The 25,352-nt window shown below is 35.8% G+C and carries 26 protein-coding genes and 2 pseudogenes; 14 read left to right on the top strand and 14 right to left on the bottom strand.

Annotation, left to right across the window (positions count from 1 at the left end; genetic code table 11):
• Nucleotides 1-336: 336 nt before the first annotated feature.
• Complete coding sequence (locus tag LRP84_RS04040; RefSeq protein WP_230573901.1) at nt 337-756, bottom strand: MarR family winged helix-turn-helix transcriptional regulator; 420 nt, start codon at nt 754-756, stop codon at nt 337-339.
• A gap of 481 nt (nt 757-1,237) precedes the next feature.
• Here LRP84_RS04040 and LRP84_RS04035 point away from each other — a divergent pair, with 481 nt between their 5' ends.
• Complete coding sequence (locus LRP84_RS04035) at nt 1,238-1,792, top strand: thioredoxin family protein (protein WP_230573900.1); 555 nt, start codon at nt 1,238-1,240, stop codon at nt 1,790-1,792.
• 26 nt (nt 1,793-1,818) lie between these two features.
• Here LRP84_RS04035 and bacA read toward each other — a convergent pair whose 3' ends face one another.
• A complete protein-coding gene (gene bacA, locus LRP84_RS04030) occupies nt 1,819-2,610 on the bottom strand; it encodes an undecaprenyl-diphosphate phosphatase (RefSeq protein WP_230573899.1) in 792 nt (263 codons plus the stop codon).
• 194 nt (nt 2,611-2,804) lie between these two features.
• Between bacA and LRP84_RS04025 the strand changes: the two genes are divergently transcribed.
• The 6 genes from LRP84_RS04025 to LRP84_RS04000 all read left to right on the top strand — a co-directional run bounded on the left by LRP84_RS04025 (nt 2,805) and on the right by LRP84_RS04000 (nt 7,049).
• The gene (locus LRP84_RS04025; protein WP_230573898.1) at nt 2,805-4,163 is read left to right on the top strand and encodes an MATE family efflux transporter; all 1,359 of its coding nucleotides are present in this window, start codon (nt 2,805-2,807) and stop codon (nt 4,161-4,163) included.
• Between the two features lie 117 nt (nt 4,164-4,280).
• Complete coding sequence (locus LRP84_RS04020) at nt 4,281-4,799, top strand: L,D-transpeptidase (protein WP_230573897.1); 519 nt, start codon at nt 4,281-4,283, stop codon at nt 4,797-4,799.
• A 216-nt stretch (nt 4,800-5,015) separates the two neighbouring features.
• Nucleotides 5,016-5,411 (top strand): DUF350 domain-containing protein, encoded by a 396-nt coding sequence (locus LRP84_RS04015; RefSeq protein ID WP_230573896.1) that lies wholly within the window; start codon nt 5,016-5,018, stop codon nt 5,409-5,411.
• Between the two features lie 179 nt (nt 5,412-5,590).
• Complete coding sequence (locus LRP84_RS04010) at nt 5,591-5,767, top strand: 2-isopropylmalate synthase (protein ID WP_098309585.1); 177 nt, start codon at nt 5,591-5,593, stop codon at nt 5,765-5,767.
• Nucleotides 5,768-5,785: 18 nt separating this feature from the next.
• Entirely contained in the window at nt 5,786-5,935 is a 150-nt protein-coding gene (locus tag LRP84_RS04005) for a hypothetical protein (protein WP_195933936.1), read from the top strand.
• 193 nt (nt 5,936-6,128) lie between these two features.
• Entirely contained in the window at nt 6,129-7,049 is a 921-nt protein-coding gene (locus LRP84_RS04000) for an aminoglycoside phosphotransferase family protein (protein ID WP_230573895.1), read from the top strand.
• Nucleotides 7,050-7,217: 168 nt separating this feature from the next.
• Here the strand turns inward: LRP84_RS04000 and LRP84_RS03995 are convergent, their stop codons facing one another.
• From LRP84_RS03995 to LRP84_RS03985, 3 genes are all read right to left on the bottom strand, one after another.
• A complete protein-coding gene (locus tag LRP84_RS03995; RefSeq protein ID WP_230573894.1) occupies nt 7,218-7,976 on the bottom strand; it encodes a hypothetical protein in 759 nt (252 codons plus the stop codon).
• Nucleotides 7,977-8,000: 24 nt separating this feature from the next.
• The gene (locus LRP84_RS03990) at nt 8,001-8,447 is read right to left on the bottom strand and encodes a flavodoxin (protein WP_230573893.1); all 447 of its coding nucleotides are present in this window, start codon (nt 8,445-8,447) and stop codon (nt 8,001-8,003) included.
• Between the two features lie 326 nt (nt 8,448-8,773).
• On the bottom strand, nt 8,774-9,952 hold the full coding sequence (locus LRP84_RS03985; protein WP_230573892.1) for a M20 metallopeptidase family protein: 1,179 nt from the start codon (nt 9,950-9,952) through the stop codon (nt 8,774-8,776).
• 319 nt (nt 9,953-10,271) lie between these two features.
• Between LRP84_RS03985 and LRP84_RS03980 the strand changes: the two genes are divergently transcribed.
• Genes LRP84_RS03980 through dltD form a run of 5 tightly spaced genes read left to right on the top strand, consistent with a single transcriptional unit; the run spans nt 10,272 to nt 14,602 of the window.
• Nucleotides 10,272-10,418 carry a teichoic acid D-Ala incorporation-associated protein DltX gene (locus tag LRP84_RS03980; protein WP_230573891.1) on the top strand — a complete coding sequence of 49 codons (147 nt, stop codon included), beginning with the start codon at nt 10,272-10,274 and terminating at the stop codon, nt 10,416-10,418.
• A gap of 12 nt (nt 10,419-10,430) precedes the next feature.
• Entirely contained in the window at nt 10,431-11,945 is a 1,515-nt protein-coding gene (dltA, locus tag LRP84_RS03975) for a D-alanine--poly(phosphoribitol) ligase subunit DltA (RefSeq protein WP_230573890.1), read from the top strand.
• Nucleotides 11,942-13,132: a D-alanyl-lipoteichoic acid biosynthesis protein DltB gene (dltB, locus tag LRP84_RS03970; protein ID WP_230573889.1), complete on the top strand. Its 1,191-nt coding sequence runs from the start codon at nt 11,942-11,944 to the stop codon at nt 13,130-13,132. Before dltA ends, dltB begins: the two co-directional genes overlap by 4 nt.
• Nucleotides 13,133-13,190: 58 nt before the next feature.
• On the top strand, nt 13,191-13,430 hold the full coding sequence (gene dltC, locus LRP84_RS03965; RefSeq protein WP_098309540.1) for a D-alanine--poly(phosphoribitol) ligase subunit DltC: 240 nt from the start codon (nt 13,191-13,193) through the stop codon (nt 13,428-13,430).
• Entirely contained in the window at nt 13,427-14,602 is a 1,176-nt protein-coding gene (dltD, locus tag LRP84_RS03960) for a D-alanyl-lipoteichoic acid biosynthesis protein DltD (RefSeq protein WP_230573888.1), read from the top strand. The genes dltC and dltD overlap by 4 nt, the downstream gene beginning before the upstream one ends.
• A gap of 31 nt (nt 14,603-14,633) precedes the next feature.
• Here dltD and LRP84_RS03955 read toward each other — a convergent pair whose 3' ends face one another.
• Nucleotides 14,634-15,719, bottom strand: coding sequence for an NAD(P)H-dependent flavin oxidoreductase (locus tag LRP84_RS03955; RefSeq protein ID WP_230573887.1), 1,086 nt, complete (start codon nt 15,717-15,719; stop codon nt 14,634-14,636).
• Nucleotides 15,720-15,832: 113 nt separating this feature from the next.
• Here LRP84_RS03955 and LRP84_RS03950 point away from each other — a divergent pair, with 113 nt between their 5' ends.
• Nucleotides 15,833-16,735, top strand: a complete 903-nt coding sequence (locus LRP84_RS03950; protein ID WP_230573886.1) for a S66 peptidase family protein — start codon at nt 15,833-15,835, stop codon at nt 16,733-16,735.
• A gap of 428 nt (nt 16,736-17,163) precedes the next feature.
• Here LRP84_RS03950 and LRP84_RS03945 read toward each other — a convergent pair whose 3' ends face one another.
• On the bottom strand, nt 17,164-17,562 hold the full coding sequence (locus tag LRP84_RS03945; RefSeq protein ID WP_230573885.1) for an SseB family protein: 399 nt from the start codon (nt 17,560-17,562) through the stop codon (nt 17,164-17,166).
• Between the two features lie 515 nt (nt 17,563-18,077).
• On the opposite strand from LRP84_RS03945, the gene LRP84_RS03940 reads away from it, so the two are divergent.
• A complete protein-coding gene (locus tag LRP84_RS03940; protein ID WP_098309545.1) occupies nt 18,078-18,260 on the top strand; it encodes a DUF3913 family protein in 183 nt (60 codons plus the stop codon).
• Between the two features lie 24 nt (nt 18,261-18,284).
• On the opposite strand, the gene LRP84_RS03935 is transcribed toward LRP84_RS03940, so the two are convergent.
• The 7 genes and pseudogenes from LRP84_RS03935 to LRP84_RS03910 all read right to left on the bottom strand — a co-directional run bounded on the left by LRP84_RS03935 (nt 18,285) and on the right by LRP84_RS03910 (nt 25,345).
• A complete protein-coding gene (locus LRP84_RS03935) occupies nt 18,285-19,313 on the bottom strand; it encodes a CPBP family intramembrane glutamic endopeptidase (protein WP_230574159.1) in 1,029 nt (342 codons plus the stop codon).
• Nucleotides 19,314-19,440: 127 nt separating this feature from the next.
• Nucleotides 19,441-19,617, bottom strand: a pseudogene (locus LRP84_RS03930) (ABC transporter permease); the annotation flags it as partial.
• Nucleotides 19,618-19,820: 203 nt separating this feature from the next.
• Nucleotides 19,821-19,943: pseudogene (locus tag LRP84_RS22650) on the bottom strand (class 1b ribonucleoside-diphosphate reductase subunit beta); the annotation flags it as partial.
• A 6-nt stretch (nt 19,944-19,949) separates the two neighbouring features.
• Entirely contained in the window at nt 19,950-21,167 is a 1,218-nt protein-coding gene (locus LRP84_RS03925; RefSeq protein WP_230573884.1) for an acyl-CoA dehydrogenase family protein, read from the bottom strand.
• 13 nt (nt 21,168-21,180) lie between these two features.
• A complete protein-coding gene (locus LRP84_RS03920) occupies nt 21,181-22,368 on the bottom strand; it encodes a CaiB/BaiF CoA transferase family protein (RefSeq protein WP_230573883.1) in 1,188 nt (395 codons plus the stop codon).
• A gap of 100 nt (nt 22,369-22,468) precedes the next feature.
• Entirely contained in the window at nt 22,469-23,851 is a 1,383-nt protein-coding gene (locus LRP84_RS03915) for a putrescine aminotransferase (RefSeq protein ID WP_230573882.1), read from the bottom strand.
• A complete protein-coding gene (locus LRP84_RS03910; protein ID WP_230573881.1) occupies nt 23,852-25,345 on the bottom strand; it encodes an aldehyde dehydrogenase family protein in 1,494 nt (497 codons plus the stop codon).
• Nucleotides 25,346-25,352: the final 7 nt, after the last annotated feature.

The following is a 25,352-nucleotide window of genomic DNA, read 5'->3' as shown; positions in this document are numbered from 1 at the left end:
ATGATATTATTAGTATGCTCCATTCCATTCTAAATACACATGAAAAGCCTTCGCATTGATTGCGAAGGCTTTTGTATAGCAAGACCGCTCCTTAGTATGGAATTTATCCCTTATTAACGGGCAGTAAGACCCCCAACCTCAAGATGCAGAGAGAAACCAGGAAGATAGGTGGGGATAACTGCTGGCATGTGTCCGATTGGTTCAACTAACCATCAGTGGAAGATGAAGAACCCCCCCACTGATGGAAGTTTCACTTTGTTATCTTCAATACATCATATGATTCCCTAACTTTTCCACCATTTACTTAACAATATGAAATATTAACACTATTTCTTACTAAATTAGCTTTTGTAAAATAGAGATCATGACTTGCATTTCCTCTTCAGACAAAGTAGAAAATCGCTCTTTGAAATATGCCTTCTTTCGCATTTCCATCTCAGCCACTAATTCTTTCCCTTTATCAAGAATCTCCAAATACACAACACGACGGTCTGATGTACAGCGCGAACGCGTTACAAGTCCTTTTTTAATTAATTTTTCTGCAACAGCCGTAATGTGGCTATTCGATACGTTCAGTTCATTTGCAACATGGGAAACCATTTCTTTTTGGACCCGATTTAAAATACGCAACACGATAAATTCATTCCATGGAATATAATCACCGAAAATTTTGCCCATATCATTACGTAATGTACGAAACATAGCAAAAAAATTCGTAGACAAATCTTCCATTAGCAACTCGCGATTATTAGACATTTTGTACAGCACCTCTATTTATTTAATATGATTAAATAAAAACATTATGAATTATATTAACGTACTTTTTGGAATTTGTCATCCATTTTATTGGGAAAATCATGTATCTTTTTTTAGTTACTTGGCAATAGATGATAAAGGTTGCTTTCATAAAATGCTGTGAATTTTATCAGCAAGAAAACAGGGTGCACAGAAGCACCCTGTTTTCATTTTATCCCGCATTAACAGGCAGTAAGACCCCCACCTCAAGATGCAAGAGAGAAGCGAGGAAGATAGGTGGGGGATAACTGCCCATAAAAGCCCGATTGGTTCAACTAACCATCAGTGGGAGATGAAAAAACTCTCCACTGATGGAAGTTTCACTTTATTGTTCTAGCTTTTTACACTCGACAAAATATGGATTACCGATAAAAGTAACTTTACCAGCTTTCCCGTAAAATATTTGGTACAATATGAACAAATAGAGAAAGAGGTGTAGTACATGACATTACTTCAATGGTTTAAAAAAGGCATGTCCTTTGATGCATATGTAAATAATATGACAGTGAATCAACACGAATTACTACATATTTATAATAATTTCTTAATTCCAAATGAACTTCTTCCTGTTTTAGAGCAACATCAAAACGATCATTTAAAAGTTATCGTTTTAACAGCAGATTGGTGTGGTGATGCCCTTCTTTGCGTACCAATTATGAAACGCATTTGCGAAGTTGCCAATATCGAGATGAGCCTACTCATTCGTGATGATAACTTAGAATTGATGGATCAATATTTAACAAATGGTACAGCACGCGCGATTCCAATTTTCATTTTTATGGACGCAGCAGGAAATGAAAAATATGTTTGGGGGCCACGCGCTCCAAAAGTTCAAGAGTTCGTTACTTCTATGCGCGCTACATTACCAGAAAAAGATGATCCACAGTTTGAAGAAAAGCAAAAAGAAATGTATGCTGTGTTTCGTAAAACATTAACTTCTGATACTTCCATTTGGGAGCACGTAATGGAAAATATGATTGAAAAAATAGCAAAATAAAAAACTGCCAAATGGCAGTTTTTTTATTATAAAACAAAGAAGTAAAACACCGCGGCAACAATAAAACGATAATATGCAAATGGTGTTAATTTCACACGAGATAATAATTTTAAGAATGAAACAATTGCTAACATAGCAACTACAAATGCAGTAATAAATCCAGTTGCAAATAATGGGATATCTGCTGCGCTTAATTCATTCCAACTCTTAATTAAATCAAGACCTGTTGCAGCTACCATCATTGGTACCGCAAGAATAAATGTATATTCAGCAGCCGCTGTATGAGATACACGCGCTAACAAACCGCCACTAATTGTAGATCCTGAACGAGAAAAACCAGGCCATAATGCTAAACATTGAAACATCCCAATCGTAAACGCTTGTTTATACGTAATGTCATCAAGTGTTTTCGCTGTGCTTGGCTTTGAGAATTTCTCAGCAATAATCATTAAGATACCACCAGCAATTAAACTAATAACAACTGGACCTGGTCCAAATAAAACCTCTTTAATTTTGTCATGTAATAAAACACCAAGTAAGCCAGCTGGAATCATACCGATAATAATATGTAATAAGTTTAACGATGGCCCTTGCTTTACTCGTCCAATTCCAACTAACGACCATAATCGCTTCCAAAATACAACAACAACCGCTAAAATAGATCCTAATTGAACAACAATTTCAAATGTTTTTGCTTTATCGCCTTCAAATCCAATTAAATGCCCTGTTAAAATCATATGCCCTGTTGATGATACAGGTAAAAACTCCGTCAACCCTTCAACAGCACCCATGATTAATCCAATTAACCAATCAGCCACGACCGTGCCTCCTTAATACCTTATGGTACTTTTTTCATACTTTATCATAATACCTCATCTTCACTAAACACGCATCGTTTTTTTCATATTCGTTCAAAATGCACCAATGTTGTTATAAATACATATTACTTTTCTAAATTCCTATTCAATAGTATGATTGAAGCGGCCTATTCGTATTTTAGAAAGGAGTATATATGAAAGAAACTACATCGATTTCACAAAAAATAAAGCAATTTATCTTATTATTTTTCCCCATATTTGTTACACAAATGTCATTATTTTCAATGAGTTTTTTCGATACGACGATGTCAGGACATGCAAGTGCCACTGATTTAGCTGGAGTTGCAATTGGAACAAGTATATGGCTTCCAATTAGTACAGGATTAACAGGTATTTTAATGGCAACAACTCCTATTGTTGCTCACCTTGTCGGCTCCAAACAAAAAGAAAATGTAGCTCACGTTGTGACACAAGCCGTATACTTAGCAATCTTGGTCAGTGTTATTGTTCTAATCATTGGATTCCTTGTGGTTTCACCAATTTTACATGCCATGCATTTAGAGAAACAAGTAGCCCAAATTGCTGCTCAATTTTTAAGCATTATCGCATTTGGTATCATTCCGCTATTTGTATATACAGTACTCCGCTGTTTTATTGATGCCTTAGGAAAAACACGTACAACAATGATTATCACTTTACTATCTTTACCGATTAATATCATTTTGAACTATATATTCATTTTTGGTCATTTCGGTTTCCCAAAACTCGGTGGAGTTGGAGCTGCCATTGCTTCAACATCGACATATTGGTGTATTTTACTTATCACTACTGTCATTATCCGTACGAAAGAGCCTTTCTCTTCTTATGGTGTCTTTCAACGTTTGTATCGCCTCTCTATATCAAGCTGGAAGGAATTATTAAAACTTGGTGTACCAATTGGATTTGCAATCTTTTTTGAAACAAGTATTTTTGCTGCTGTTACATTATTTATGAGTAATTTTGACACAACAACCATTGCCGCTCACCAAGCCGCGATGAACTTCGCATCTCTTTTATATATGACACCACTCAGTTTATCCCTGGCAATGACAATTTCTGTCGGGTTTGAAGTCGGTGCTTCCCGATATAAAGATGCCAAGCATTATAGCTTTATTGGTATAGGATTAGCACTAGCTTTCGCACTGTTATATTCTATCTTACTGTTTTTATTTGATGACAATATTGCCTCTATTTATACAAATGATTCTGCAGTACACGACTTAGCGAAACAATTTCTCGTGTTTGCAATTTTATTCCAATTTTCTGATGCCATTGCAACACCAGTACAAGGTGCACTTCGCGGTTATAAAGATGTGAATGTAGCACTTGTTATGACACTAGTTGCATATTGGATAATAGGTCTCCCGCTCGGTTATACACTTGCAACATATACAACTTTGGCTGCAAAAGGTTATTGGATTGGTCTAATTTTAGGATTAGCTTTCGGTGCAATCTTTTTACTCGCTCGGCTATTTCAAGTACAGCAAAAATATATTACATTAAAAAGCCGCTGAATAGCGGCTTTTTTACATGTCCTTAATATTTTTTATATAAATAAAAAAGTAATAGGATTCCTTATAAAAGAAAGCTATAATAATTTTTGATATTTACACAAAGGAGACTAATTTAATATGAGGAAGATTGCGATTGCACTATTATTATTCTTTTCTTCTATGCTTCCTGTTAAGACGGCTGATGCAGAGACATACCGGCAAGAACATTTGTTAATTGTCAATGTAGCAACGAATAAGATGACATATTATGAAAAAGGTAAATTTGTAAAAGAGTTTACAGTTGCTACCGGAAAAAGCAGCACACCAACACCCCTAGGAAAATATGATATTGTCAACAAAATTAAAAATCGACCCTACTACGCCAAAAATATTCCTGGCGGTGATCCACGCAACCCATTAGGAGACCGCTGGCTCGGTCTGAATCTCAAAGGAACAAAAGGAACAACATATGCCATTCACGGAACTAATAATGCAAGCGCCATTGGAAAATGGACAACACTCGGTTGTGTTCGCATGTATAATAGTGACGTACATTGGCTATTTGATCGTGTTCCTATCGAAACAACTGTAATCATCACAAATAAAAAAACAACATATAAAGCAATTGCTGCTACATATGGATTCAAACTCACATAATGTTTTTTGGGAGAAAAGGTTCTTTAAGTAAGAACACCTTTTTTTCCTATAAATTATATATAAAATTTATAATAACGTGATATCCATATATAAAACAACTATTTTTATAATATCTCCCAAAAATAATTTCCCCACTATTTTTATAGAAGCATTTTTTTCATTCCATGTATAATACAAGGGAAATATTGGATTTTTAATAAAAGAAAGGAGAAAAACGTGAATTTATTCCTAAATTTTTTCATATATGCTGGAACGGGACTTGCTTTACTATGTATCGGTTTTCTTCTATTTGATTGGACGACAAAAGTAAAGGAATTTCAATTAATTGCAAAAGGAAATGTATCTGCAGCTATGTCAATTGGCGGAAAATTACTTGGCCTTACGTTTATAGTTGGGGCAACCATCGCTCAGTCTGTTTCACTCATCGATATGATCATTTGGAGTGCTATCGGTATCGTAGCGCAAATTATCCCTTTTTACATTGCAGAACTTGTTACAATGCGCTTCAGTATTAAGCAAGCAATTGAAGAAGATAATCGTGCTGTCGGACTTATGATTCTCCTATTATCCATATCTATCGGCTGGGTTCTCGCTCAGTGCTTAACATACTAAGAGTATATTTCTTCCTTATAACGTGCAACATATCAATAAAGTGAAACTTCCATCAGTGGAGGTTTAGTTGAACCAATCGGGCACATGCCAGCAGTTATCCCTCATCTATCTTCCTCGCTTCCCTCTGAATCTTGAGGTGGCCGTTAATGCGGGACAAAAAACATAAAGGAGTTGCAACAGTGGACGAAAAGGAAGAACAACAATCTTATCAAGAAGAGTTTGCACCGGAAATTTCACCTGGTTATCGTCAAGATGTACATAAATCACCTCGTTATTCTAACATGACGTTTTTAGTCGGCATTGTCATTTTTGGAGCTGTGCTGCTATTACTTATTACTTTCGTATATTTTAAGTAAAAGAAAAGGAGAATTCATATGAATAATAACTCAGCAAGTTCAAGTAAAAGGGTTATAAAAACACAAAAAGGATACGCTGGAGATTCTTTAGACAAACATAGAGCTATCGAAAATGCAAATCTTGATTTGAGTAAAAAGGAGATACAACAGCAAAACGAGAATTTATAAAGTGAAACTTCTATCAGTGGGGGTTCTTCATCCCTCACTGATGGTTAGTTGAACTAATCCTTACGTAAAATTGTCTCACCTTTCAATCAACTCTGCATCTTGAGGTGAAATTATCCGTTAAATACGGGATAAGAAAAGAAATCCCTAGCTAGGGATTTCTTTTCTATTATAACTAAACGAAAGAGGCAAAAAAATGACAGACTTAGACTATATGCAATATATTCAAAAAACACTCCCGAACTTGCCTATCCATTCCTTTCATCAAGATGAAAGCGGTTGGGATAATGTTGCTATTCTCATAAATGATGAATGGTTATTTCGATTTCCTAGAAAAGTTGAATACGCGAAAAAAATTCCTCGTGAAAAACAGTTATATGAAGTACTGTCTCCTATGCTGCAAACACAACAAATAGAAGTACCGAACTATCATATTCTATATGAAAATAAAGCAGATACAATTCCCGTTTGCAGTTACTATAAAATAATTCATGGTAAACCATTTAAACCATCTTACTTACATAACCTCTCAATTAATGAAAAAACGAAAATTGTTACACAACTTGCATCATTTCTTGCTGCTTTTCATACAGTTCCTACTACAATTGCAAAAGAGTGGGGATTTCAGGTTGAGCAAACAGCTGAATATTGGAAGAAGTTATATATGAAACTAAAACATTACCTGTTTACTACATTTATAATAGAAGAAACTAAACGATTGAATACATTATTTCAAACATTTTTTGAGCAATTATTTACAAGCTCCTCTCCACAAACAGTTATTCATGCCGACTTAACACATAATCATATTTTATTTCATCCTCTCCTGAGGCACATCGCTGGTATCATTGATATAGGAGATGCACAAATTGGTGATCCCGCATTTGATTTTGCTGGATTATACGCTGATTACGGCCATGCCTTTACATTAGAAGTATACGAGGAATATACTGCTTTAACGAATAGCACGGATACAACATTTTTTGAACGGATTATCTCCTTTTATCAATATAGTCCTATACTGCATGACCTTGTATATGGTTTTGAAACAAATAATTCAAAAATGATTGAACACAATACAAAACGACTGCTACATGTTTTAAGGGGAATACGCTAAACGTCTTCCCTTAATTTCTTTTCTTCAAACGTCATTATGTTTGTATCCATTTTGCTACTCCCTTAATGCAAGTCACCTTCCTTTCACTTTACCTCCATAACATATCAGTGTAATTCATGAAGATGTTTTCATCTCAACAATGAAAAAAGGCGCTTTTTCCGCACCTTTTTAATGTAAGATTTGATTTTTCTGTGGCTGATCACACTCACATTCATTACGAAATGCACAGCCTATGCATTCCGAGCTAAATGATCGTTTTGTATAATATTGAGGTTCCTGAAGCATTTCTTTCATTGTCTGTAAATAATTCATTCCTGCCGCAACGTCCTCTTGTTTTGGAATACAAATATGACTTATTCCTTCTATTAGATTAAACATTTCAATTCTCTCTGGAAGAACACCAAAAGCTTTGTAGCAAAATACAGCTGTCAGCTTCTGAAAAAGAGCGAGCATATCTTCATTAGTATCAATAACATATTTTCTTATAACAAATGATTGTGCAGACCATTCTCCAACTTCAAGTGTTAGCGCAATATGGATCCCAAGCTCTTCCATATATGTTTGTAATTTTTCATACAAAAATAATGGCGGTATTCCACTTTTATCGCTCTTTACATATTGCAATAAGTTGTTTGTTATCTTTGCAAGCACCACATAATATTCGCTCTTTGATGAAAACATGCGTATATGCACCTTACGCCAATGTTTCTCAAGTAATTCTAATAAAAGCAAAGATGTTTGTTTTTCATTTGGCGTAGTATAATACTCCCCTACAATACGGTTCACAATCACTTGCACAATTTGTGTCCACGGTAACGAAGACGGTTCTTTTCCCTTTATGTAACGAAAATAAAATTTGTACGGACAACGTATAAAATCATGTAAATGATAATCCGTCATTGTTTTAATCGAGATTTTCCCCTGCACTTGCTCTTCATCTCCCTATCGCCATTAAGAAAGGTGGTTTGTAAATTCTGTACCAAAACGAAGGCACGCTTCAACATCTTCGTCTTCTGGTGTTAATTCTACTTTTAATCCTTCAAGTACAACGCTAGCTCCGCGCTCCTGTAATTTTTCTATTAAAATATCAACAGCTGCCCCGTATTTTGGATATGCAGAATCACAAGAACCAAACACCGCTGCTTTTTTCCCCGTTAAATCCAATTTATCCATTTCATCATAGAAATCTAAGAAATCATCTGGTAAATCACCATCTCCCCATGTGTAAGCACCTAATACAATCCCCTCATAATCTTCTAAAACAGACGCTTCTGGTGATGTCATAATATCAATTACTTTAATCTCTTTTCCAGCCTTGCGAATTGCCCCGGCAATATGATCTGCCATCTCTTCTGTATTTCCACTCATACTTGCAAAAATCATTACTAACTTACTCATTTTACTCTCTCCCCTTATTATGTATCTCATTCTCTTATTTTTTATATTCTATATTTCCTTTAGTACAGAATAAATGAAAATGATAATTATTATCAATCAGAAAGATAACATTAGATTACTTGATAATAATTATCAAAGTCAATATTTTTTTTGAAAAATTAATGAAAAGATACAAGCTTGTCCGTAAGACATACATATATTATAAATGAGCATAGTTCTTTCTTAACCCTCTCTAACGGAAAGAAATAGAAGCAACTGCGATATTCGCAGTTGCCTTTTTTTATCTCGTAATATAATTTCAACTATCCACTGTTTGTTAATTTACTTTATCCTTTTAATAGCTTCATTGCCGCTTGTAAAAATAATTGTGCACCACGAATTAATGCCGTTTCATCCACATCAAATCTTGGATGATGATGCGGATAACAAGTATCTTTGTTTACATTTCCCGTTCCTAACTTTACAAAACAGCCTGGGGCCTTTTGTAAGTATGCAGAAAAATCCTCACCTCCCATAGAAGGGGAAAGTGAGATAATACTTTCTTTTCCAAACAATTCAATGGCACTATCTTCTACTATCTTCGTTACATAGGAATCATTTATTACCGGATTGTATCCGTAACGATACGTATATGAGTACGTTGCATCATGCGCTGCTGTAATCCCCTTCACAATTTGTTCAATAATTTCTTTAGATTCTTGTCGTAATGTGTTCTCAAAGCAACGCACCGTTCCTACAATCGTTGCTGTCTCAGGAATGATATTATCAGCTGTTCCTGCATGAAATTGCGTGACTGATACCACTCGTTGTTCAAACGCATCCGTACGTCTTGACACAAGATGTTGCAAATTCGTAATAATTTGTGCTCCAATTGCAATCGGATCCACTGTTTGTTTCGGATGAGCAGCATGTCCTCCTCTTCCTTTAACTTCAATTGTAAATACATCCGGTGCTGCCATCGTTGGTCCATAGGAAATTCCTATTTGTCCACTTCCTAGCCCTGACATTACATGAAGACCGATGACATAATCGACTCCATCCATAACTCCCGCTTCCACCATCTCTTGTCCTCCACCAGGATATTGTTCCTCAGCATGTTGAAACAAAAGACGAATTTCTCCACCCCACTCTTCATCATATTTCACTAAGGCCTCGGCTACACCTAACAAAATTGCCGTATGTGCATCATGACCGCAAGCATGCATAACTTCTGGTACACTAGATGCATACGGCTTCATCGTTTGTTCCTGAATCGGAAGTGCATCTATATCTGCTCGAATCGCAATGATATTACCTTTTCCTTTTCCTTTTCTTCTTGCCATCACACTATATGCTGTTGGTCTTGTTAGATCAAAATAAGAAAATGAGTGTAATGTATCATATATAAACTGTGATGTATGCTTCTCCTGAAACGACAATTCAGGATACTGATGTAAATGACGTCGCCACATTCGAATATTTTCTTCAGAAAGATATAATAACCAATCTACTTGAGATGACTTCATCCGTTTCAACCCCTTATTCTATTTTTAACAATCTAATTCCATCATAATGACCGTATTCCTTTGTATAACAAGAGTTTATGTGCGATTTTAGTTAAAGGGAATATAACCTTACCTCTTTCAATTGCAATGGAATTACAATTCTATCTAGAATGTAATATAATTGTTAAGTTAGGGATTTTCTTTTTTAACATTTAGTGCTACTATCAGAAAAGAGCCTTTTTGCCTTACACTTCCCTAAAATGTGGGATTTCTGTGTTTTTCAAAGTGATGTAGGATATGATACTTACATACGGATACTATTTTATAGAGGGGGAAAGACATGAAAATATTAAAAGAAATATGGTCTCAACCACTCACGCAATGGGTTGCAAAAACTTGTTACTACTTTGCGATTTTACTTGCTTTACTATGGTTGTATGGGTTCCAAGATACAAACACAAGTACATTTATTTACAATGAATTTTAGGGTGGGAGCGTTATGAAGTTATTAGAACAAATCGAAAAGTGGGCGGTTGAAACGCCTGACCAAACCGCTTTCGTTTGGCGAGATGCGAAAATTACATACAGACAATTAAAAGAAGACTCTGATGCATTAGCATATTGGATTTCTTCCCAATATGAAGATGATCGTTCACCAATTATGGTATACGGACATATGCAGCCAGAAATGATAGTCTGTTTCTTAGGGTGTATCAAAGCTGGACATGCGTATATTCCAGTAGACGTGTCAATTCCAACTGATCGTGTGCTGCGCATTGCAGAAAGTTCTGGTGCAAAGCTACTTTTATCTCCAACAGATGTTACAGTGGCTGATTTACCAGTTCAGATTGTTGATGGAAAGAAATTAGAAGATATTCTTCTTACTCATAAAGGAAACATTGCAAATCCTGAATATGCAGTACAGGGTGAAGACAACTTCTACATCATTTACACATCAGGGAGTACAGGAAACCCAAAAGGTGTACAAATTACGTATAATTGTCTTGTAAGTTTCACAAAATGGACAGTTGAAGATTTCAACTTACAAACTGGACAAGTCTTTTTAAACCAAGCGCCATTCTCATTTGACTTATCTGTTATGGACATTTATCCGTCATTAGTAACAGGTGGTACACTATGGGCAATTGATAAAGATATGATTGCACGTCCAAAAGATTTATTTACTTCTTTAGAACAATCAGATGTACAAGTTTGGACGTCTACACCATCCTTTGCAGAAATGTGTTTAATGGAGCCATCTTTCTCAGAAGGTATGCTTCCAAACATGAAAACATTCTTATTCTGCGGTGAAGTACTGTCTAATGATGTTGCAAGAAAACTGTTAGAGCGCTTCCCAAAAGCTACTATTATGAATACGTATGGACCAACAGAAGCGACTGTTGCTGTAACTGGTATTCATGTAACAAATGAAGTAGTAGACAAATATCAATCTCTTCCAGTCGGTTACTGTAAATCAGATTGCCGCATCATCATTATGAAAGAAGATGGTACTGTTGCACCTGATGGTGAGAAGGGTGAAATCATAATTGTTGGTCCAAGTGTAAGTACTGGATACTTAGGAAGCCCTGAATTAACAGAAAAAGCGTTCACTGTTATTGACGGCGAACGTGCTTATAAAACCGGTGACGCTGGTTATTTAGAAAATGGACTTCTTTTCTATAATGGTCGTCTTGATTTCCAAATTAAGTTACACGGTTATCGTATGGAATTAGAAGAAATTGAGCATCACCTGCGTTCATGTTCGTATGTGGAAGCTGCTGTGGTACTTCCAATTAAAAAAGGTGAAAAATACGACTACTTATTAGCGGTTGTTGTTCCAGGTGAACATTCTTTTGAAAAAGAATTTAAATTAACATCTGCGATAAAAAAAGAACTCAATGAGCTATTACCAAATTACATGATTCCACGAAAATTCATGTACCAATCTTCTATTCCAATGACACCAAATGGAAAAGTAGATCGTAAAAAATTATTGAGTGAGGTTACAGCATGATCCCATATGCATCATTTTATTTTTTCGTGATTGTGGGCATTTTGCTTATCCCTACCATCATTGCTGGGTTACAAGGGAAAATGCTGCGCAAATATAATGCAGTTGTAACACTTATTATGTTGGCAATTATCTTTTCTGATAAACCAACACAAGCTGTTGCATTGGCAATATTTGCAATTTGGCAATTTGTTTTAATTAAAGGATATTTAACATTGCGACAGCGTGATAACAAAACAAGTATCTTTTGCACTGCTGTTATTTTATCGATCTTACCGCTTATCTTAGTAAAAATTGCACCTGTTGTACCAGCTTTAAAATCAATGGTATTTTTTGATATACCAGCTATGAAATTAGTCGTATTTCTTGGTATATCATACGTAACATTTAGAGCAGTACAAATGATATTTGAAATTCGTGATGGACTTATTAAAGAAATATCACTATTTAAGTTTTGGGAATTTCTTCTGTTCTTCCCAGCGATTTCAACGGGTCCAATTGATCGATATCGTCGCTTCCAAAAAGACGTAGAGAACCCGCCATCAGCTGATGAGTATAAGGTAATGCTTTATACAGGAATCAATCGTATTTTCCAGGGTTTTCTTTACAAATTTATTATTGCGTACTTAATTAAAAACCATATTTGGGATGCAGCAATTTCTAAACAAGCTACATTTATTTCATTTATGACTGATATGTACTCGTATAGTTTATATCTATTCTTTGACTTTGCAGGATATAGCGCATTCGTAATTGGTGTAAGTTATATGATGGGTATTAAAACGCCTGAAAACTTTAACAAGCCTTTTTTAAGTCGTAATATTAAGGACTTCTGGAACCGCTGGCACATGAGCTTATCATTTTGGTTCCGCGACTTTATTTATATGCGCTTTGTCTTTTTTGCGACAAAGAAAAAACTAATTAAAAACCGTTATACAATTTCTTATATCGGTGCATTTTTAAACTTTGGAATTATGGGAATTTGGCATGGACTAACGTGGTATTATATTACGTATGGCTTATATCATGCAATTTTGTTTATTGCGTTTGATATATTTGAGCGTAAAAATAAAAAGCATAAGTTTTGGCCAAATAATAAATTCACACATGCCCTTGGAATTATCATTACATTCCACTTCGTTTGTCTCGGTCTCCTACTCTTCTCAGGCAACCTAGGCAGACACTTTTAGTTAAAAACTTCTTAGGAAGTTACACATAATACATTATGGATATAAAGGAGAATACACAATGGCTGAATTTAAAGATCAAGTATTAGATATTTTAGAAGAAGTATGTGAAAATGATATTGTAAAAGAAAATACAGATGTACAATTATTTGAAGAAGGTATTCTTGATTCTTTCGGTACAGTATCTTTATTAGTAGAATTTCAAGAACGTTTAGGTATTGAAGTGCCTATTTCTGACTTTGATCGTGACGAATGGGCAACGCCAAACATGATTGTTAAGAAACTGGAAGATATGCGATGAAAAAACCAACGTTTGGCCCGATGCTTCTAGCATTTGCCCTTTTTTGCGTGGTGTTACTTATTCCATCACGCTTTCTTTTACCACTTATCGGGGAGCAAAAGGTCAACGATGCCTCAACATCTTTAAACAAAGAAATGTTCCAGGGCATTGCACTGCAACAAAAAGCGCTAGAAGATCCAAAATACCTTCCGATGTACGGTTCATCGGAATTTTCTCGGTTAGATGCATATCATCCATCTAACTACTTTAAAGTGAAAAATGAAGAATTTACTCCGTTTCTTATCGGTCGCGGTGGAACACAAAGTCTTACTCATGTGTTAAATCTAGCATCGTCAATGGATCAGTTAAAAGATCGCAAAATTGTCTTCGTCCTTTCACCGCAATGGTTTGTAAAACAAGGGTTAGACGAAGTTCATTTTGCGCCAAACTTTTCATCTCAGCAAGCGTACCATCTCATCTTTAACAATGAATTAAAGCCTGAGACGAAAAAAGAAATCGCAAACCGCTTATTAAGTTTTGAAATTGTTCGTAAAGATACACTCCTAAAAACTTCTTTAGAAGGAATCGTATATGACGATACAAAACATAAAGTGAAAGCAGCGGCGGCAAAACCATTTGCGTATGTATATCGTAACATTTTAGATCGTAAAGATTTAGTTACATCAATGTTTGATATTAAACCGCGAAAAACAAATACAGATGCTGAATTAAAATCCCTTGCATGGAACGATATTCGTAACCATGCAGAAAAAACTGGCGAAGTAGAATCTCAAACGAATCCATTCGGCATTGAAGATCGCTACTATAACCAAAAGATTAAGGATAAATTAAAACGTCTAAAAGGATATCGAGCAAATGAATCATTCGATGAATCGCCAGAATATGACGATTTCCAATTAGTTTTAGACATTTTAAAACAACAGCACGCAAAACCATTATTTATTTCTGTTCCAGTTAATGGTCCATGGTATGATTATGCTGGATTCCCGAAAGAACGACGTGATGTGTACTATAAAAAAATAAATGACCAAATTAAAAAAGCTGGATTCCCAGTTGCAGATTTTTCAGACCATGAATATGATAAGTATTTCTTAAAAGATACGATGCATTTAGGTTGGAAAGGCTGGGTATATGTCGATGAGGCAATTCAGCAATTTTATGAGAGTAACTAAAAAAGAACGCTTGAATTTTCAAGCGTTCTTTTTATATATAGATTGTACTTTGTAATCTTTCTAATGTCTCTTTCGCTTCTTTAATCACTCTCATTATAATTTGCTGCGCCTCTTCTGTTCTGGCTAAAGCAGAAGCTTGTCCTGCCCACAGTGACATATATTGGTGATTATTTTGTATCGCTGCTGCTTGGCGAATTTCTGTTGTTAATAGATTTTGAATTGGATATACAGGAAATTTTCCTTCTTTACTTTCCAATTGTTCAATAAAAGTATTTCGAATCCCTCTCGCATATTTACCCGAAAATGCACGAGTCATTGTCGTACTTTGGTCTGTACTCATTATAATTGCTTCTTTATGTGCCTCATGAGCTACACTTTCATAACAGGTTAAAAATGCTGTACCCATTTGTACCCCTTCTGCACCAAGTGCATAGGCTGCCACTACTCCCCGTCCATCCATGATCCCACCTGCCGCAACAATTGGAATATGCGGAACAGCATCAACAAGCTGTGGAATAAGCGCAGTTGTTCCAATCATAGAATCTTGTTCTTTTCCTAGAAATGTTCCACGATGTCCCCCTGCTTCACTTCCTTGCCCAACAATAATATCTACTCCTAAATGAGCTAATATCTTCCCTTCTGCTACATTCGTTGCTGTACCAATTACTTTTATGCCATTTCTTTTTAATAATTCTATCTCCTCCTGTTCTGGTGTATCAAAAGTAAAACTAAAAACAGGAACATTCTCCTCAATAAGAACTTGTAGCTGCTCTTTGTAACTTTTCGGCAGCTGTAACGTTTGCTTTGCTATTCCCAATTGCAATTTTTCTCGAATGGGCTTTAACAGATTTTGTGCCTCTTCTACTTGTTTTTCGTCAAATTTCATTTCTTTTGTAATAAATAAGTTCACCGCAAACGGCTTATCTGTTAACTGACGAATAGTACGTACGGCTAAGCGGATTTGTTCAGGGCTCATATATCCTGCACCCAATGTACCCAATCCTCCACTATTAGATACAGCTGCTACCAGCTCTGGGGTTACAATTGTTCCTGCCATACCAGCTTGAATAATAGGGTATGTAATTTGCATTTTCTCACATATTCGACTATGGAACATCTTTTCTTCTCCCCTTTCTCTTATACTTTCTTATCATACCAAATGATTTCCTTCTTTTCACAAGGATTGAATATCCTATAAGCGAATATAGTGAAAGAAAAGGGGGGAATTTGATGCAGTATCCCAAACCATTAAAATACGGAGATACCATTATGATCATTGCTCCAGCAGGCCCACCATCTATAGAGCATATTCTTCAAGCAAAACAGAAATTAGAAGAACTAGGATTGTTCGTTATAATTGGACAGAGCGTACAAGAAAAACGAGGCTATTTAGCCGGAGATGATGCTATTCGTGTTCATGATTTACACAAAGCCTTTGCAGATCCATATGTAAAAGCTATTTTTTGCGCAAGAGGCGGATATGGTACTGGTCGCCTTCTACCTTATATTAATTATGCACTAATTCGAGATAATCCAAAAATCTTTTGGGGGTATAGCGATATTACTGCCCTACATATTGCTTTTGGACAATTTTCACAACTCGTTACTTTCCATGGTCCCATGATGGAGGAAGTTGGAAAGGGTCTTGATTCTCTCTCTTTCTCCTCTTTCAACCAACTCTTCCATCCGTACTCTATTATTTTGAAAGGAGTAGAATTTATTCATTCTTTCTCTTGTTCTATCACCGCTCCTCTTGTAGGGGGAAATTTAACTGTAATTACAAGCACACTCGGTACACCTTACGAAATTGATACAAAAAATAAACTACTTTTATTAGAAGAAATTGCGGAGGAACCATATCGTGTTGATCGTATGTTAAATCAATTACGCTTAGGAAAGAAATTTGAACAGTGTGCCGGTGTGATCTTTGCAAGTTGTCACAACTGTACATCTCCAAAGCCATCTTTATCTATTTCTGATATTCTACATGATCACATTACATCTTATACGATCCCTCTTTTAAGCGGCTTACCAATTGGGCATATACAGTCAAACATAGGAGTGCCTCTTGGCGTTCCTGCTACAATAAATGGACAACAAAAAATACTTTCCATATCTTCTGGTATCAAGTGAAACTTCCATCAGTGTGGGCTTCTTCATCCCACACCTATCTTCTTCGTTTTCTCTGAATCTTGAAGTGGGAATCTCATATTTCCCGTTAATACGAGGTAAATTTTTATAGAAATAAAAGAAGGAGAAGCTACTTGCTTCTCCTTTTTCTATTCATTAATTCTTATTGTTGTTATTGTTGTTATACCAATTATACCAGCAACAGTTGCCGTATTTGTTATTGTTATTCTTGTTGTTATTGTTGTTATTATTATTGTTGTTATTGTTGTTATTATTGTTGTTGTTATTGTTGTTATTACGGTTATTCCAATAGTTCCAGTTATTCCAGCAGCAGTTGTTATTATTGTTATTATTGTCAGCCATCTATCTCCATCCCCCCTTGGTCAAGCTACTAATACTATATGACGCAAAGGAAAAATGGTAACGGTACTTTATTGATAATAATTAAAAATTCTTCTTGAAGCAATATCAGCAATTTCTGGAGGTGTAAATGTTTTATCAAGATCTGTACCAATATTTAAGACTGCTGTTGCTTCAGCATCAATGTTCTCAAATAATTCTTTTCCACGAATCGTAATCACAGGTACATCTTCAGGCAGTACGGCTTGTAAAAATTCAAGCTGTGTAAAGAATGGTAAAATCCATCTTCCATCACCTTGGAAATAACGTAAATGCACTGTTCCTTGTGAATCTCCTTCTTCAATATCAACTGTCCCTGCAACATAAACGTATGTTGTTAACAATGTCTCATAAAATTCTTTTTGTTTTTGTTTATCATCATCAGCTAATGCTAATAATGTTTCTAGTTTTTTTACTGGGATATGTGCCATACGCCGCCACCTCTGTTTTCAAAATTATTGTAATGTAATTATACAAAATATTCTTATTTTTTTCTATAAAATTATTCTTTATTTTCTTACTATAATATTAAATTAAAAACATTTTTTACTGCAATCTTTATCCCGCAGTAACGGGCAGTAAGACCCCACCTCAAGATTAGGAGAGGAGCAAAGAAGATAGGTGAGGGATCACTGCCCGTAAAAGCCCGATTGGTTCAACTAACCATCAGTGGGGGACCACTGATGGAAGTTTCACTTTATCTAAGCAATTTTAAACTTCTTCTGCGGTAACAAGTGTTACAAATTCATCCCCTCCCTACTCATTGGGCTTCACCCTTCTCATTCCTTGAGGAAGGGGAATTCTTTTGGAAGTATGTTAAACATGGCTTTCCTGAATGAAATTTTTTTTGTTAAATTCATTCAAAAAATACGTAAAAACCCCTTACAAAAAGAATAAAAATGTATTATCATGTATTAAAATACAAAAATAAGAAAGGGGCATCACGGTGAAAATTTGGTTTTACGAAAAAACAAAGACAATGGATGATTTGCTTGGTATCTGGGACAATGTTCCAACTATTCCGAGAATCGGTGAAAAAGTAGAAATTTTAAAGCAAGTACGTACTGTAACAGATATTAAATATATAAAAAACGGAAACAATTTCCACGTAGAAATACTTATTTACTAAAGAGAAAAGCTCTCCGTATTCCCTTTAGGAGAGCCTTTCTCTTTCATCTACTTTTTTAATCACAATCATATTATCAACTAGTTCCACTTTTACGTAATCACGTTCTTCTAAACACAAATGATTAACAGCTTCATCAGGCAATTCGACAACCATATAGCGTTTTGTTAATACAACTTGGCTATATGCGGCTTGCTGTGCAATCCAGTTAGCTTGTTTTTCTTCTTGAATAATTCGTAATGACGGCAATCCAAATTCTTTTACCGTGCGCCAATTGTTACGAATAAAGGGAACAAGCCATAATAAACTAATGATAATAATAGCAAAACCAATCCATAAATTACTTTGTGCTTGCAAATCAGCAATTTTCACTGTTTCTTGTGCACTGCTGCTATCACTAAATTGAATGATGCTAACAACACTATTGTTTAAAGCATGCACAATGATATTGGTCCATAAGCTTTTCGTCTTAATATATAACAGGCACATGACTACGCCAAATAAAAACGCACCAATCACATCTATATGTCCGAATCCAAAAATAAGTGAAGAAACGATAATAGCACGTTTCAGCCCCCATTTATACGCCATTCGATTTAAGAAAAAGCCTCGAAAAATTACTTCCTCCATAATTGGTGCAAATATACAAGCTGAAATCACACTAAAAATCTTTGTAAAAGTAGTGCTCATATCAATAACATTTCCATCATTTAATAAATCAACTAGAAAGTCAGGAATCAGCTGAGCTAATATGTAAAACTGAATAAAAGACATACCAAATGCAAAAATCATTCCCATAGCCGTAGCAATCAAAATTAACGCCCATGGAATTGATGCTGGTTTATCAAAAAAACTTGTAAATACTGCGTTATGTTTTTTCATCTTATAAAATAACCAAAGTAGTGGAAAGATAAAGAAAACCAATGTTTCTGAAACAAAATCAAATGAACTACTTTCAGCACCTATTATGCCTAATGGAAGATATGCAGCCACCGCACCTAAAATCATCCATCCAAAAAAACTGCGAAGCCGAATACGTGAAAATGCAAGATTAATAGAAAACACCTCCAAGATGATATATTTATATTATAGTATCAATATGCTGTAATTTCTTCCTTTATTTATCAATTTGTTTTTATATCATCCGATAACTGCAGAAAATAAATTCCCGTTCTTGGAACAATGCACTTAAAGCAATAAGTAAAACAGCTAGAAGGATTGTAATATGCTTTGACAATAATACTATAAGCCGCTTCCTTGGATGAATTAATAATTGTTTAATTGTTCTTTTTTGAAACTCTTCTGTAATTGTATGAGATGCTAACCCACTTCCAAAGATTGTTGTAAATGTAGCAATCATTCAAATGTTTTACTCCGCAAACATAATAAAGTCTTCAATTTTTCTTTCAGGTGGAGGATAACTGCCCACAAATAGCGGGATAAAAAAGAAACCCAAATAATGAAATTTGATAAAAATATTATGTAAACTATAAATTTTACTTACTAAATGAAGAACAAGGCTATCTCCTTCTTGGAGACACCCTTGTTCTTCAACTTACTATATTAAAACTCAATAATAAAATCCTCATCCGATAACTTCTCAACATTCGTTGCTTTTACAGAAAAGAAATCATGGTTTATCGTATCTGTACGTAAACCGTTTAATACGATTGAGTTAATTTTTTCTTAACTTTATTTCGTTACCATTTCTGCCTCATTTTCTTCAAAAGGCCACTTCGGTAACATGTTACGAAGCTCCTTATCAGAACGATATCCAAGTGCGTATTCCGCTTGCATAATCGTATGAATTTCACGTGTTCCTTCGTAAATAACTGGAGCTTTTGCATTTCGTAAATATCGTTCTACTGGGAATTCATTCGAATATCCATAGGCACCGTGCACCTGCACTGCATCATTTGCAGCTTCAAATGCAGCATCACAAGCAATCCATTTTGCTAAAGATGTTTCCTGTGTGTTACGTTTCCCTTCATTTTTTAACCATCCTGCTTTATAGACCAATAAACGTGATATTTCAAGATTCGCAGACATTTTCGCAATCATTTGCTGTACAAGCTGATGTTTTCCAATTTCTTTGCCAAATGTTTTACGCTCTTCACAATACTTTACACTCGCTTCTAAACTTGCTTGAATGAGCCCACACGCCCCTGCCGCTACCGTAAAACGACCATTGTCTAATGATGCCATTGCAATTTTAAATCCTTCTCCCTCTTCTCCAAGAAGATTTTCCACCGGCACTTTCACATCATCTAGAAATACCTCTCCTGTATTGCCCGCTCTAATACCAAGCTTTCCTTTTATCGCTTTTGTCGATACCCCAGGAAATGTTCGTTCTACGATAAAACAAGAAATACCGCGGTGCTTTAACTCTGGGTTTGTTTTTGCAAATATTAAGAAGTGGTCTGCAACATCACATAAAGAAATCCATGTTTTGGATCCATTTAATACGTAGTAATCACCTTGTTTTACCGCTGTTGTTTGCATAGCAACAACATCTGATCCTGCATTTGGTTCAGTTAAACCGAACGCCCCAATTTTTTTACCTTTCGCTTGTGGAACAAGGTACTTTTGTTTTTGTTCTTCTGTTCCCCATTGGAGAAGTGTCATGCTATTTAATCCCGTATGTACAGATACAGCTGTACGGAAAGCTGTGTCACCACGTTCTAATTCTTCACAAACAATAGCGAGCGTATTATAATCCATACCAACACCGCCATATTGCTCTGGAATACAAACGCCCATAAACTGTAACTCAGCTAAACGCTTCAAGATCTTTTCTTCAAAATGTCCTTTTTCATCCCATTCTTTAATGTATGGAATAATTTCATTATCTACAAATGATCTCACTACTTTTCTGACACTTTGTTGTTCTTCTGTTAAAGAAAAATTCATTTGTACAGCCTCCTTATATCCATTGGTTTTTTTTCATTTCCATAATGCTTTCCTGCGAATACCCCAGTTTTTTCAAAATCTGTTCTGTATGTTCCCCATGGAGTGGCGGATGTTTCTGCATCCGCACTGGTGTCTTTGCAAGTTTTAATGGTGAACCTACAAGTGTAAGATTTTCAATGGTTGGATGTTCCATATGAATTGTCATATCTCTCGAAACTGCCTGCTCTGTTTCTAACGCTTCCTTCACATTGAGAATTGGTCCATTTGGAATCCCTGCTTCATCCAAAAGTTGTTTCCAGTCCTCTTTCTTTTTCTTTTTCATTTCTTTTGCAATAATATCTACAAGCTCTTCCTTATGCAAAAGACGATTTGCATTTGTCTTATATCGATCTAAACGAGATAAATCTTCTCTACCAAGCAATACACAAAATCTATGAAACTGTTCATCATTTCCGACTGCAACAACAAGATCTCCATCCTCCGCCTTAAATACTTGATACGGAACAATATTCGGATGCTGGTTTCCAAGTCTCTCTGGCAATTCTCCTGTACACAAATAATTGCTTGCTACATTTACTAATGCTGCTAATTGTGAGTCAAATAAAGAAATATCAATTTCTTGCCCTTCTCCTGTTCTATTTCGGTGCTGCAAAGCGGCTAAAATCCCGATACACGTAAAAAGGCCTGTGAGCACATCTGCAATCGCAACTCCCACTTTTGCAGGCTCTTCATCCTTTCCTCCTGTTATACTCATAAGCCCACTCATCGCTTGAATCATATAATCATAACCAGGAAGATGTGAAGCAGGACCCCTTTGACCAAAACCACTAATAGAAGCTAGAATAATGTCTTCCTTCACCTCTTGTAACACTTCATAACCAAGTCCCATTCTCTCAAGTGTTCCAGGCTTGAAATTTTGTACAACGATATCAGCTTGAGAAACAAGTTTTTTCAAAACATCCTTTCCCATTTGTGATTTTAAATTTAATGTAAGTGACTCTTTATTACGATTGGCACAAAGAAAGTAAGCGCTTTCTCCTTCTACGAAAGGTGGTCCCCATCCTCTTGTATCATCACCATTTCCAGTATTCTCAATTTTTATTACCTCCGCTCCCAAATCACCGAGAATCATCGTACAAAAAGGACCGGCAAGAACCCGAGATAAATCAATAATTTTGATTCCGTGTAATGCTCCCTCCAACCCCTTCTCCTCCTATAGTAAAAACCAGTAAAACCAATTAGAGCGAACATAAGCATGGTGGTTTTACTGGTTTGTTTTTACACATTATTGTATGGAATGATTATTGTACTTTTACTTGTGCTAACACTGATTTGAAAGTATTGATTACCATATCTACTTCTTCATAACTAATTGTAAGAGACGGTTCAATACGAATTGTTTTTGAATTAATTAACGTTCCTGCAACAAGGATGCCTCGATCAAACATTGCCTTCGATACTTCATAACCAATTTCATCTTTATGGAATTCGATACCAATCATTAAGCCTTGACCACGAATTTCAAATACTTTGTCTTCGTGTCCTTCCGCAGCTCTTTTCAACCCGTTTAAGAAATACTCCCCAACTTCCGCAGCTCGTTCTGGTAATTTGTCTTCCAATAATACATGGATTGTTGCAATTGCAGCAGCACATGCAAGTGGATTTCCACCAAACGTTGTTGTATGCATGAATGGGTTCTCAAACCAACTTTTAAATACTTTTTCTTTGGCAACAATTGCACCTGCTGGCATTACACCCCCGCCAAATGCCTTCGCAAGACAAATAATATCTGGTACTACATCATATAATTCTGCAGCAAACATTTTCCCTGTACGTCCCATTCCAGTTTGCACTTCATCAAAAATAAGTAGTGATCCAAATTCATCACAGAGTTCTCTTACTTGTTTTAAATAATTTTCTGGAGGTAAAATAATACCGCCTTCCCCTTGAATTGGTTCTAAAATAACAGCTGCAACATCTTCCCCTACTAATGCACATGTTTCAAATGTTTTTCTCATCATCTCGATATCGCCAAATGGAACGTGACGGAAACCTGGAATTAATGGTAAAAATGGTTTACGGAACATTCCTTTTGCTGTTCCAGATAAAGATCCAAGGCTCTTACCGTGGAAGGCGCGTGTTGTTGAAATGAAAGTTGTTCGTTCACTATACATTTTTGCTAGTTTTAATGCCGCCTCCACACTTTCTGTCCCACTATTTGTAAAGAAAGCATATTTCAAATCACCAGGTGTAATATCTGCTAAAATCTTTGCAAGAATCGCACGAAGTGGATCTAGTAAATCCTGACTATGCAATGCTTGACGCTTTAATTGATCCGTTACAGCTTTTACCACTTTCGGATTACGGTGTCCAACATTATAAATCCCGAATCCACCTAAACAATCAATATATTTTTTACCATTGATATCCATAAAACAAGATCCTTCATCAGACCATTCTACTGCTGCAAATTGCCCATCTTTTGTTACTGTTTTTCTATATGCAAGAAAACCAGGATTGACATGCTCTCTAAATCCATCTACTGTTTCTTTTTGGATCCAGTTAGCCTCTTCTTCAGAGACCTTTTCTTTTTCAATTAATTGCAGTACTTTCGTAATATACTCATTTACATTTAAATTGTTTACATCCTTCTCATTGAATTTACTTTTTACATTCGTCACCATCTATTTCACTCCTATAGTCTTTTTATTTGCAAACCAACCAATTGGTTCTACTTCTAGATTTATATTAATCTGCTTAATTTCTTGGAATTCTTCTAAACCAAACGTTCCTAAACTACGACCGATACCACTTTGCTTATATCCGCCCCAAGGCGCCTCGTTGTATGTTGGATGATAACTATTAATCCACGTAATCCCTGCGCGAAGCTTGCGGATTACGCGCATCGCTTTTGCGCCATCAACTGTAAATACACCTCCAGCTAAACCGTAATCTGTACCGTTTGCTAGCTCAATTGCTTCCTGTTCATCCTTAAACTTTTGGATAACTACAACAGGACCAAAAATTTCTTCCTGCACAACACGCATATCAGGTTTTACATTGACAAAGACTGTTGGTTCAATAAAGAAACCATCACCTTTTCCATCCGTTGTAATACGCTTTCCTCCGCAAGCAATTTCTGCTCCTTCGTCTTTCCCAATCTCAATATAGCGTAATACTTTTTCCATATGCTCTTGACTAACAAGTGGTCCCATCTCTGATTCTGGGTTATCACCAGGTCCAACATTAATTTGCTTTGCTCGTTCTACGAAACGAGTAATAAATTTATCGTAAACGCTTTCCTCTACAAGGATTCTTGATCCCGCTGAACACACTTGACCAGTACCTGCATAAATACCAAACAACGCATAATCGACCGCTGTTTCAAATTCGGCATCTGCAAAAATAATATTAGGTGATTTTCCGCCTAATTCTAACGAAATCTTTTTCATGTTATCTGCTGCTGTTCTCATAATGTGTTTTCCTGTTTTTGTTCCACCTGTAAAGGAAATCATATCAACTTTATTACTTGCTGCAATCTCATTTCCTACTGTTGGCCCAGCCCCCATTACCATATTTGCAACACCTTTTGGCAACCCTACTTTCTCAAGGATTTCAAATAACTTTGTTGCAGTGATTGGTGTAACCTCAGACGGTTTAAATACAATCGTATTTCCAGCCGCTAAAGCAGGTGCAATTTTCCATACACTCATTAATAACGGATAATTCCAAGGAACAATTAATCCACAAACACCAACTGGTTCTCTGACTACCATAGCTTGCATTGGATCAGCTACATGATATGTTTGTCCATCTGGTTTTGTAATAAGCCCAGCATAATAACGGAAGCAAGCTGCCGCATCCCCAATATCACCTTCTGCCTCGCGATGTGTTTTTCCATTATCCATTGTTTCAAGACGTGTAAGTTCTTCCTTATTTTTATCAATTTCATCTGCTATTTTAAATAAATAAGATGCTCTTTCAGCAGCGGATGTTTCTGACCAAATTCCGCTATCAAAAGTCGCTCTTGCCACTTCTATTGCTTCTTTTGCATCCTCGATCGTTCCTTCAGGCGCATATGCGATAACCTTGCCATTCGCAGGGTTAATAATAGGTCGTTTCTCTTGATTACTAGACTCTCTCCATTCACCATTTAGATACATTTTTAAATCTAGCATTGTATAT

Source organism: Bacillus rhizoplanae, from assembly GCF_917563915.1.
Classification (GTDB): domain Bacteria; phylum Bacillota; class Bacilli; order Bacillales; family Bacillaceae_G; genus Bacillus_A; species Bacillus_A rhizoplanae.
Note: the sequence above shows the minus strand (reverse complement) of the source record. Positions and strands in the feature narration are given on the sequence as shown.

Bases quoted from the DNA above. Each gene is read 5' to 3' on its own strand.
- LRP84_RS04040 (WP_230573901.1), bottom strand. From the start codon at position 756: ATGTCTAATAATCGCGAGTTGCTAATGGAAGATTTGTCTACGAATTTT.
- LRP84_RS04035 (WP_230573900.1), top strand. From the start codon at position 1,238: ATGACATTACTTCAATGGTTTAAAAAAGGCATGTCCTTTGATGCATAT.
- LRP84_RS04025 (WP_230573898.1), top strand. From the start codon at position 2,805: ATGAAAGAAACTACATCGATTTCACAAAAAATAAAGCAATTTATCTTA.
- LRP84_RS04020 (WP_230573897.1), top strand. From the start codon at position 4,281: ATGAGGAAGATTGCGATTGCACTATTATTATTCTTTTCTTCTATGCTT.
- LRP84_RS04005 (WP_195933936.1), top strand. From the start codon at position 5,786: ATGAATAATAACTCAGCAAGTTCAAGTAAAAGGGTTATAAAAACACAA.
- LRP84_RS04000 (WP_230573895.1), top strand. From the start codon at position 6,129: ATGACAGACTTAGACTATATGCAATATATTCAAAAAACACTCCCGAAC.
- LRP84_RS03990 (WP_230573893.1), bottom strand. From the start codon at position 8,447: ATGAGTAAGTTAGTAATGATTTTTGCAAGTATGAGTGGAAATACAGAA.
- LRP84_RS03985 (WP_230573892.1), bottom strand. From the start codon at position 9,952: ATGAAGTCATCTCAAGTAGATTGGTTATTATATCTTTCTGAAGAAAAT.
- LRP84_RS03980 (WP_230573891.1), top strand. From the start codon at position 10,272: ATGAAAATATTAAAAGAAATATGGTCTCAACCACTCACGCAATGGGTT.
- dltA (WP_230573890.1), top strand. From the start codon at position 10,431: ATGAAGTTATTAGAACAAATCGAAAAGTGGGCGGTTGAAACGCCTGAC.
- dltB (WP_230573889.1), top strand. From the start codon at position 11,942: ATGATCCCATATGCATCATTTTATTTTTTCGTGATTGTGGGCATTTTG.
- dltC (WP_098309540.1), top strand. From the start codon at position 13,191: ATGGCTGAATTTAAAGATCAAGTATTAGATATTTTAGAAGAAGTATGT.
- dltD (WP_230573888.1), top strand. From the start codon at position 13,427: ATGAAAAAACCAACGTTTGGCCCGATGCTTCTAGCATTTGCCCTTTTT.
- LRP84_RS03955 (WP_230573887.1), bottom strand. From the start codon at position 15,719: ATGTTCCATAGTCGAATATGTGAGAAAATGCAAATTACATACCCTATT.
- LRP84_RS03950 (WP_230573886.1), top strand. From the start codon at position 15,833: ATGCAGTATCCCAAACCATTAAAATACGGAGATACCATTATGATCATT.
- LRP84_RS03945 (WP_230573885.1), bottom strand. From the start codon at position 17,562: ATGGCACATATCCCAGTAAAAAAACTAGAAACATTATTAGCATTAGCT.
- LRP84_RS03925 (WP_230573884.1), bottom strand. From the start codon at position 21,167: ATGAATTTTTCTTTAACAGAAGAACAACAAAGTGTCAGAAAAGTAGTG.
- LRP84_RS03915 (WP_230573882.1), bottom strand. From the start codon at position 23,851: ATGGTGACGAATGTAAAAAGTAAATTCAATGAGAAGGATGTAAACAAT.
- LRP84_RS03910 (WP_230573881.1), bottom strand. From the start codon at position 25,345: ATGCTAGATTTAAAAATGTATCTAAATGGTGAATGGAGAGAGTCTAGT.